This is a genomic window from Mesorhizobium sp. M0659, from assembly GCF_040320605.1.
Classification (GTDB): Bacteria; Pseudomonadota; Alphaproteobacteria; order Rhizobiales; family Rhizobiaceae; genus Mesorhizobium.
Window position 1 is genome coordinate 1 of sequence record NZ_JAMYPY010000052.1, and the last position, 7,736, is coordinate 7,736.

Genomic DNA, 7,736 nt, shown 5'->3' on the forward strand with positions numbered 1-7,736 from the left:
TTTGCTTCCTCCTTCATTTCTGGATCGGCATGACGGCACTTATCGGGGCGGTCGGTCTCACATCTCTGACACTCCTTGCCAACACTCTCTCGCAAGGGCCGATAAGCGATACCGTTGCCCACAACATGGCACGCAATGGTCTGCTGCAAGCAGCGCGTTGCAATGCCGACTTGCGCCTGCAGGTGCAATCGGCCATTCTTACCGTCGGTGCGTACCTTGTCGTCAGGCAGGAGGCTACGGCCGGGGTCATGATTGTCAGTTCGATAATGATGGGGCGTGCGCTGGCTCCGGTCGATCTGGCCATTTCAAGCTGGAAACCCTTCCTCATTGCGCGCCAGAGTTGGGCGCGGCTTGAGGACCTCTTGGAAAAGGTTCCTGAAACCGCTCCTGTTGTGCCTATGCCTGCACCTGAACGCGAACTGCGCTTGGAAAGCGTGACAATCGTTCCGCCCGGCGAAAGCAAGCTGACCGTGACCGGCCTTGCGTTTGTCATTCAGGCGGGAAGCGCACTCGGGGTCATCGGTCCATCGGGCTCGGGCAAGTCGACACTCTCGCGCGCCATCGTCGGCGCATGGACGCCGGTCGCCGGGAAGGTTCGCATCGACAGCGCAAGCCTCGATCAATGGGACCGGGAAGCACTAGGCCGTCACATCGGCTATCTGCCGCAAGGTGTTGAACTGTTCGACGGCACCATTGCCGAAAACATTGCTCGTTTTGAAGATGATCCTGACCCTGAGGCTATTGTCGCCGCGGCGAAAGCAGCGGGCACGCACGAACTGATCCTCCGATTTGAGCACGGATACGAAACTCCGATTGGTGAGGCCGGATCGGCACTTTCCGCCGGGCAGCGCCAGCTTATCGGTCTTGCCCGTGCCCTTTATCGAGACCCTTTCCTTGTTGTGCTGGATGAACCCAATACCCATCTCGATGCGGAAGGCGAAGCTGCAGTCGCTAAGGCGATCGCCTCCGTGCGCGAGCGCAAGGGCATTGCGGTTGTCGTCTGCCATCAGCCGAGCGTCATCCGCGCCGTCGATTTGGTGTTGGTGATGGAAGGTGGACGGCAGCGAGCATTCGGTGCGCGTTCCAAAGTCCTGAAGGCCATCGAGTCTACACAGGATCACGTGGCAGAGCGCGCTGACATGGAGGATACCGGTGTCCGGCATTGATCAGAACAATGACGTTTCAAGCTCCATTCGCCGGCACCTGGTGGCGGGCCTTCTGGCGAGCGTGATCTTTGTGGGAGGAGCCGGAGCCTGGGCGACCTTCACGAATCTCTCCGGTGCGGTTGTAGCGTCCGGACACTTTGTCGTCGTTTCCTATGTCAAGAAGGTGCAGCACCCGACTGGCGGGGTGGTCGGAGAAATCCTGGTGCGCGAAGGGGATAAAGTAAAAGCCGGCGACATCCTCATGCGGCTCGATGCCACCCAGACGCGCGCCAATCTCGCCATAGTCACCAAGCGGCTCGATGAGCTGGCCGCCTACCTGGCACGACTCGATGCTGAGCGTGACGATCTCGCGGAAATCGCCTTCCCGGACTGGCTACTCGCCCGAAGAGATGTTCCGGACGTAGCTTCGGCAATAGATAGCGAGACGCTGCTGTTCGAATTCCGCAGGCAATCCCGCAACGGGAAGCAGGCGCAATTGGCGGAACGCATTACTCAATATCACCACGAGATCGAAGGACTCAAGGCGCAGGAAATTGCCTATGAAAAAATGATCGAGGTTCTCCAAAAGGAAATTGCTGTTCTAAGTGGGCTGCGCAAGCAAGGCATTGTCTCGGACCAACGGTTGAACAGCCTGAAGATCCAGGTTGCCACTTTCGGCGGCGAACGCGGTGAGAAGATCGCAGATCAGGCACAGACGGCAGCCCGCATAGCCGAAACGCGCCTGCAGATCCCGCAGATCGATCAGGATTTCAAGTCGGAAGTCGGCCAGGAGCTCAGAGAGGTTCAGGCGCAGATCGGGGAGTATGTTGAGCGCAAGGTGGCGGTTGAACAGGAACTGCGGCGGATCGATATCGTCGCGCCGCAGTCAGGCGCCATTCAACAACTCGCAGTTCATACGGTCGGCGGAGTGATTACGCCCGCCGATCCGATCATGCTAATCGTGCCGGAAGGCGACGATCTTGCGCTTGAAGTACGAATCACCCCGAAGGACATCGACCAAATCCAGCTTGGTCACAAGGCCGTGCTGCGGATGTCAGCCTTCAATCTGAGAACCACGCCGATATTGAACGGATATGTCAGCCGGATCGCAGCCGATCTGGCGACGGATGAAAAAAACGGCATTTCGTACTACCTGGTGCGCCTGTCGGTTCCGCAGGCGGAACTGACGAAGCTCAAGGGGCTGACACTCGTGCCCGGTATGCCGGCCGAAGCGATGGTCGAGACGGGCGAGCGTACGGCGCTTTCCTATTTCGTGAAGCCGCTGTCGGACCAAATCAGTCGGACATTCCGGGAGGAATGAAATAACCCACAGAATATATCGTTGTATTTCTGTTGGTTTCTTTGAGCGTGGTGAGACCTGAAGGCACACATATTTTCTCACTTGCCTCTGGGCACAACTTCTTTCTGCAGTGAATCAACATCTTAACGTACCCTCAAATGCAGAAATGTCAGCGTTTCATGTTGCAACTGAGTCAACGGTTTTTACTGGTGCGCGGCTGGTGAAACGCGACATGAAAAACCCGCCACCAGCGGCAGCGGGCTGTTCGTTTCTCTTCTGCGGAATGAAAGTCAGTCAGTGCCGCGTGGCTGACATCGCCTCGAACATATCCCAAGCCCCATCTCGGTTTCGGTGCTTACCGGGAATGCGGACCCAGCACTGCTTCGCAAAGATCCGAGCTTCTAGATCGTCGTCAGGATGCGTATCGGTCATAAGCGCCGTCCAGTCCCACTTCCGGGTTTCGCGGCGCATAACGTCGACCACAAACCAGCCGGAAGGCGGTCGATCACCTTCGGTCGTTCGCATGGCAGTTTCCTTCTGAACGAAAGATCATTGCCGTTCACTCAGCGGCCTGAAGTCAACGCCGACGGTCTGCAAGACGAGCAGCGCACGCGTGGCTTGCGAGGGCACCGTTTCCCATGTCGGGCTACAACTCTCGGTCATCGTAGCGGGAAATGGTAATGCGCCGCAAGAGTGTTGCAGGGCACGAGGGCTGTTAGGCGGTAGGGGTTGCGCTCGCCAGGGTAGATGTCGCGCATAAGCAGCAGACGTTCGAAGAACAGCCATCTCACTGTAGGCTTGCAGCAGTTCCTCCTGGGAGGGCAGAGGTGCCGGTTGCGGCGAGACATGCGCCGCGGCAGCGCCTCTTATGACCGGAATAGAGGCGATGGCACCGAGCAGGGCGCCGCGGGAAAATCTTCCAAGGGAAAGCAGCGGCCATAGCTTCGCCGGCGTTAGGCATTTGGGTCTGCATTTGCGATAACGTTGCACTAATGGTATAAGGCTGCACGTATCGTACAGTCGGCACTTTTAATGTAAGGTTTAATTAAAATGACAATTTCACCATCTCAATGCCGGGCAGCCCGGGCGCTTGTTGGATGGTCGCAGGATCAGCTGGCAGCGGCCTCCCAGGTGGCCAAGACGACCATTGCCAATTTCGAAGCTGGCAAGCGGACGCCATACGACCGCACGCTGGTCGACCTGCAGGCCGCTCTGGAGGCTGCCGGGGTTGAGCTCATTCCGCAGAATGGAGGAGGCGCCGGCGTGAGGCTCGCAAAGCCGTAGCCGGGCCGGCGCTTGCGTTCGCGCTAAACCGGCGCGAAGCTGCCTTTTGGGGAACGGGAGGGCATACGTATGGCAATCAGATATCGGGCGACGACAACGATCCGGCTCAACACGGATGGCATATGGGGTGCTTGGATGTTGATCGTGTCTCCGCTGGTGCAGGCGATTAGCTGGTACTACTATTTTGCGAAGCCGGACTATGGATGGCTCGGCCTTATTGCCCTCACCAGCGTGACAGTGCCCTGCGGCTTGGTGCTGCTACTGATCGGCCGCGACTATGACAGTATCGTCGACGAGACGAACTGACGCCTCGGTCCTCTGCGATCCTGATGATGCGACCGACAGATACATTGCCGCCAGCTGGACGGCGGAAGTGACCCCTTGCACGGTCTATGAAAGTGGATAACTCTTCCGGCATGTCGGTACGCCAGAACATTCAAGACGCAGAATTCTTCGGGGTAGGCTCCTACAGCGTCGGAGAGGCCGCGCGCCTGATAGGGACGTCTGCGCTCAATATTTCGAGGTGGATGAAGGGCTACACCTTCCGCCGCGAAGAAGTTGAGCATCGAATCGCGCCGCTATGGTCATCGCAGTGGCCGATCATCGACAATCATCTCGAGATCGGATTCCGTGACCTGATCGAGCTCCGCTTTGTCAAAGCATTCACAGGGGCCGGCGTCGGCCTTTTGGCGGTTAGAAATTGCATCGAGTACGCACGTGAGTGCGTCAATGACGAGCGCCCGTTCTCAACCAGGCGCTTCCAGACTGACGGCAGAACGATCTTCCTCGAAGGAATAGAGCGTTCCGGTGAAACCAAGCTACTCGACCTGAAGAGGCGGCAGTATGTTTTCCGCCAGGTCATAGAGCGGACGTTCAAAGACCTGGATATCGAGAATGACGCGGTGGCGCGCTGGCGGCCCTTCAATGGCAAGCAGTCCATCGTGATCGACCCCCATCGTTCGTTCGGTCAGCCGATCGCCTCCAAATATGGCGTCCCGACCGTGGCGCTTGCGCAAGCGGTAGAAGCCGAAGGATCCGTGGAAAAGGTGGCGCGCCTTTTCGATGTCTCAGCTACCGCTGTTAGAGACGCCATGAAATTCGAAGAGAGCCTTCAGAGCGCCGCGTGAAAGCCCTGGTCGACGAAAACCTGTCGCCCGCTCTCGCCCGTTCGCTAAATGCCCTGTTCGCCGGGGAGCATGAGATCGTCCATATCAGAGAGAAGTTCGGCCCCGGCGTGAAAGATGTGGCCTGGATCGGCCAGCTGAGCACGGAGGGGCGTTGGATCGTCATTTCTGGCGATCGACGCATTACCCGGAACAAGGTCGAATATGCTGTATTTCGAAGCTCTCGGCTCGTCGGGTTTTTTCTTTCGAAGGGCCTCTACAAGGCTCCGGTCGTCAAGCAGATGGAGCGGCTACTCGCCCTTTGGAGCACGATCGAAAAGCAATCGGAAATTGTCGCGGGCGGCGCGATGTTCGAACTTCCAATAAAGAGCACGCGCATCGAGCAACTGAAGGTGTAGTCTAAAGGCATCCGCTACACTTTCGCTTTGCTCGCCGCGCTCGTTAATGTTGCCCTTGATACCGCAGCCCGCCTCGCGGACAGCCGCGTTGCTGGCCGACGAATCGCCGCCATGGTGAACGCGCGGCAGCTCGTGCCGATCGTCGCCGACTGCAAGATAGCCCGCGGAAGTCGCCCCGAGCATCACCAGAACGGCGGCGAGACGATAGCGGAAAAGCGAGCGTACCACACTAGCCATTCAAGCCACGCTAGTCATGGGTCTCACTGCTCTGGGTACAGTTATTGCTGATGTCGGACACCTCTCGCGATAGCGAGCTCGTCCAGACTGCCCAAGTCAAGTTTGATCTGTCAGTCTTCAGCCTCGACTGTGTAAAGCGCGCCGCGTATCGGGTAACCGGCAACGCTGCGGTTGAGATCACGATCGAGGGCGGCTTCGCAGTATGCACGATCAACTTCAGCAAGGCGGCCGCGCGAACTTCGGCCGACGCAGCGGTAGAAAGACTGCGGCTAGAGGTCTTGGATCAGGACCTGCGTAGCAGCATCGCCGCCGAAACCGCCACTGTTAGAAAAGCGATACTGGCGCTTGCGTTTTCCAGATCGGGCCTAGAGTCCGATGACTAAGTTTGCTCCGGCAACTGAGTTCCAACGACCGTTGGACGACACATATCAGCTCGCGTACTTCCGTTTTTCCCAGTTGGACGACGAGCGGTATGTGCTGACCAACCAAGCGGGCGAATATCTGGTATTGCCGCGCGCCGTGCTGGCTTCATTTATCAGGCACGAGCTTCCCAGCACACACCCCGCCTACGAATCCGAAGCGGCCCGCGCCCACCATCGATGCTGCAATTGCCTAGCCGGTTGCCATTGCCTGCTAACGAGCGCACACTGTTGCGGTCGCCTCGAAAAACCAAAAACAAACAGGCACGAGGCGCTTGGGAGCGATCATCAGGCTTTCGCCCGACCAGGGAGAAGGCCCATGCCGACACCGGCAGAGATCCGGCTCATTTATTTGATGGGCCAACTCGCTCACAACCAGAGCATCGTTTCCAAGCAAGATATAGTCGTTGGTTTGCTGAATCACGAAGGCAGTCCAACGACCGACGCCATTAGCCTTTTGGCGAGCATGCACCACACCCTGCAACGGACCCGCCAGAGCTTACACGAGGCGGAAGCGGTATATCGAGTCAGATATGCGGAGTAGCGAAAAAACAAAGCTCGCGTACACAGCCGCAGAGTTCGCCGAAAAACACGGTTTGACAGTGAAGGCAGCCGAAATCATCTTGTCCGTGAACGGCTCGTCGCGTGTGGCTTGCGATGCAGCAGCACGCGCATTCAAAGAAGCGGTAGCGCACCGACAACACAGCAATGAGAGTATAACGATGAAAAGCCCGCTGACATCTGGGGACGCCGTGCTTGTGCAGGGATGGCCCGCGCTTGCTTCCGAGCGCGGGCCGACCACGATGAGTGAGGGGCCATCTTGGTCACCGGCACGGGACCGCTGAAGAAAGAGCCGGGTGCGACCGAACAGCCTCAGAGCGAGGATGTTCCCGACTGCCGCAAAAAAGCCCGCCAGCGTGAGCCAGCATAGGTCAACGAGCGGCGGAAGGTTCGGTTGCAACTCGCTCGTTGCTCCCGAGTTGTTGCCTGGGAGCCCCGACACAGAAAACTTCGCCGCCATGAAAGGACTGGCGCCCAGCGCGCAAGCTACGTATCCGGCCTCGTGACCGTTGCAATCGAATTCCACCAGTAGTCCGGCGACGCCGGCGAAGCGCAACCATTGAAGTTCATCTCGTGGGCGGCGAACTGCGGATCGGTATCGACGATCGTTTCGGCTGCCAGGTCTTGCGCCTCGATAGAGGGCAAGGTCACGAAACCGAAAACAGAAGGCGCGGCGATCCCAATCCGTTGCTTTTCCTCATTCTTCATTGCGAAGATCGACGCTTCCAGTCGATCAAAGACGTCAGAGCAAGTTGTACGTTTCGCAGGAGTTCCAAGGCTTCCTGCAAGGGAACGATGCGGTTGGCTGATCTCTTGAAGAGTGTGATGCGAGCGTGGTCTCGAGCTGCTTCACATGTTGACTGACGGCTGGCTTGCTTGTCCCGAGCGCAGCCGCCGCTCGCCTCGTCGAACCTTCCCACAACACTTCTCGGAAAACCTTCGGTTGACGGAGCTTCAGAGCGACCCCACGATGGACTCGATTGAGTGAACCTGATGGTGGTGAGCATCGCAGAGGATCGGCGACCGGGCTGTCATAATCCCAGCCCGCATCCGGTCCCGCGGGCGGGTTCGATCCCTGATGCATGATGCGGACCCCGCGGACGGGGACAGTCGGTCCCGCGTCCCGTCATGCGGCCGGCGCTATGCTGACGTTCCTAGATGTTTGATCCCAGGCTTTGATGGCGCATACTTTTCGTCCGAATCAAAGAATGCGCTATGGGCCAGGTTCTTCATGGGAGCGCCACGACGACAGAGGCGATCCGTCGAGC

10 protein-coding genes and 1 pseudogene are annotated in these 7,736 nt (G+C 58.3%); 8 read left to right on the forward strand and 3 right to left on the reverse strand.

The window, feature by feature from the left end; translation table 11 throughout:
- Together NKI31_RS31690 and NKI31_RS31695 are read left to right on the forward strand one after the other, a co-directional pair.
- A partial coding sequence (locus NKI31_RS31690; RefSeq protein WP_352653442.1) for a type I secretion system permease/ATPase occupies positions 1–1,166 on the forward strand: 1,166 nt, incomplete at its 5' end.
- Entirely contained in the window at positions 1,153–2,466 is a 1,314-nt protein-coding gene (locus NKI31_RS31695) for an HlyD family type I secretion periplasmic adaptor subunit (protein ID WP_023806359.1), read from the forward strand. The genes NKI31_RS31690 and NKI31_RS31695, both read left to right, overlap by 14 nt.
- Before the next feature lie 273 nt (positions 2,467–2,739).
- Here NKI31_RS31695 and NKI31_RS31700 read toward each other — a convergent pair whose 3' ends face one another.
- The gene (locus tag NKI31_RS31700; protein WP_023806360.1) at positions 2,740–2,970 is read right to left on the reverse strand and encodes a hypothetical protein; all 231 of its coding nucleotides are present in this window, start codon (positions 2,968–2,970) and stop codon (positions 2,740–2,742) included.
- Between the two features lie 525 nt (positions 2,971–3,495).
- Here NKI31_RS31700 and NKI31_RS31705 point away from each other — a divergent pair.
- The 6 genes and pseudogenes from NKI31_RS31705 to NKI31_RS31730 form a co-directional block, all read left to right on the forward strand.
- A pseudogene (locus NKI31_RS31705) lies at positions 3,496–3,723 on the forward strand (helix-turn-helix domain-containing protein); the annotation flags it as partial.
- Between the two features lie 75 nt (positions 3,724–3,798).
- The gene (locus NKI31_RS31710; RefSeq protein WP_352653443.1) at positions 3,799–4,035 is read left to right on the forward strand and encodes a hypothetical protein; all 237 of its coding nucleotides are present in this window, start codon (positions 3,799–3,801) and stop codon (positions 4,033–4,035) included.
- A 110-nt stretch (positions 4,036–4,145) separates the two neighbouring features.
- Positions 4,146–4,856, forward strand: coding sequence for a hypothetical protein (locus NKI31_RS31715; protein WP_352653444.1), 711 nt, complete (start codon positions 4,146–4,148; stop codon positions 4,854–4,856).
- A complete protein-coding gene (locus NKI31_RS31720; RefSeq protein WP_352653445.1) occupies positions 4,853–5,251 on the forward strand; it encodes a PIN-like domain-containing protein in 399 nt (132 codons plus the stop codon). The genes NKI31_RS31715 and NKI31_RS31720 overlap by 4 nt, the downstream gene beginning before the upstream one ends.
- Before the next feature lie 287 nt (positions 5,252–5,538).
- The gene (gene hxsD / locus NKI31_RS31725; protein WP_352653447.1) at positions 5,539–5,871 is read left to right on the forward strand and encodes a His-Xaa-Ser system protein HxsD; all 333 of its coding nucleotides are present in this window, start codon (positions 5,539–5,541) and stop codon (positions 5,869–5,871) included.
- A 355-nt stretch (positions 5,872–6,226) separates the two neighbouring features.
- A complete protein-coding gene (locus NKI31_RS31730; protein WP_352515514.1) occupies positions 6,227–6,451 on the forward strand; it encodes a hypothetical protein in 225 nt (74 codons plus the stop codon).
- Between the two features lie 503 nt (positions 6,452–6,954).
- Here the strand turns inward: NKI31_RS31730 and NKI31_RS31735 are convergent.
- Both NKI31_RS31735 and NKI31_RS31740 read right to left on the reverse strand, forming a co-directional pair.
- On the reverse strand, positions 6,955–7,176 hold the full coding sequence (locus NKI31_RS31735; protein ID WP_023806368.1) for a hypothetical protein: 222 nt from the start codon (positions 7,174–7,176) through the stop codon (positions 6,955–6,957).
- A gap of 34 nt (positions 7,177–7,210) precedes the next feature.
- Positions 7,211–7,552, reverse strand: coding sequence for a helix-turn-helix domain-containing protein (locus tag NKI31_RS31740; protein WP_081727491.1), 342 nt, complete (start codon positions 7,550–7,552; stop codon positions 7,211–7,213).
- Positions 7,553–7,736: the final 184 nt, after the last annotated feature.